Consider the following 1262-nt stretch of genomic DNA (forward strand, 5'->3'; position numbering starts at 1 on the left):
GTTTGCGCGGGTCCTCGTCGTTTCCCTGCTGATCGATTCCCTGCTTGTCGATTCCCACCGTCACAACTTCAGTTATACCCACTTGGGGGTTGTGGAACTGCTGTTCTTGTAACGATACTGATGGTCTTGTTTCTATCGGGAGGTTTCGTGAGTAGCGATACGACGCTCGAACAGTCCACGTGGACCATCCGACAGATCTGGATGCTGACGGTCGCATGCTGCGCTGTCGCGCTGGTCGTCGCAGCAATGGCCGCACTCAACACGGCCCTTCCCGACCTGGCCCGCGATACCGGAGCAACACAGAGCCAGCTCACGTGGATCGTGGACGGGTACACGCTCACACTGGCTTGCCTCTTGTTGCCGGCGGGCGCACTCGGCGATCGCTACGGTCGACGCGAACTGCTCATGTTCGGACTACTAGTTTTTGCTGCCGGCTCGTCGATTCCGGTCTTCGCGGACGAGCCGTCGTGGATCATCGTCTCCCGCGTGATCTCCGGCGTCGGCGCCGCGTTTGTCATGCCGGCGACGTTGTCTCTGCTCACTGCAGGTTTCCCGCCGGCGCAGCGTGCCCGCGCCGTCGGAGTCTGGTCCGGCGTCGCAGGGTCCGGTGCAATCGCCGGACTCGTCGTCTCCGGACTGCTCCTCGAAAAGTGGTCCTGGCATTCGATTTTCGTCGGCCTGGCCGTCGTCTCCGTCCTGATCCTCGTGGTGTCGTTCACGATCGTGACATCAAAAGACGCGGAGGCAGCTCCCCTCGATCTGCCTGGCACCGCACTGATCGCCGGCTCGATCGGACTGTTCGTCCTGGGCATGATCGAGGCACCCGCCCGCGGTTGGCTCGATCCGGTGGTTCTCGCGTTGCTGATCGGCGGAATTGCCATGACGGCAGTCTTCAGCTGGGTCGAATTACGCACTCGCCATCCACTTCTGGACGTCAGACTGTTTGCCAATCGCGCATTCGGCAGCGGCGCGGCGTCACTGACCCTGCAATTTCTGGCGACCTTCGGCCTGTTCTTCCTGATCGTGCAGTATCTCCAACTGGTGCTCGACTACTCCCCCCTGCAATCGGCACTCGCCCTCATGCCTATCGCCGTGCCGGTGATGGCCCTGTCCGTGGTTGCGCCCCTACTGATTCCGCGTATCGGCCTTCGCGCTCTCACCGCCACCGGGGTTGCCTTCCTCGGAACCGGAATTGCGCTCTTGACGAGGACCTCGGCCGCCTGCCCCAGGAGGTCACCGGCCTGGTCTTCACGGTGAACTCC

1 protein-coding gene is annotated in these 1262 nt (G+C 62.4%); it reads left to right on the top strand.

Annotated features, from left to right (window positions below):
* The first annotated feature begins 147 nt into the window (after positions 1-147).
* Positions 148-1257, top strand: coding sequence for an MFS transporter (locus ABT116_RS47555; RefSeq protein WP_351647646.1), 1110 nt, complete (start codon positions 148-150; stop codon positions 1255-1257).
* Positions 1258-1262: the final 5 nt, after the last annotated feature.

The organism is Streptomyces sp. NPDC002130 (genome assembly GCF_040296465.1).
Lineage (GTDB): Bacteria > Actinomycetota > Actinomycetes > Streptomycetales > Streptomycetaceae > Streptomyces.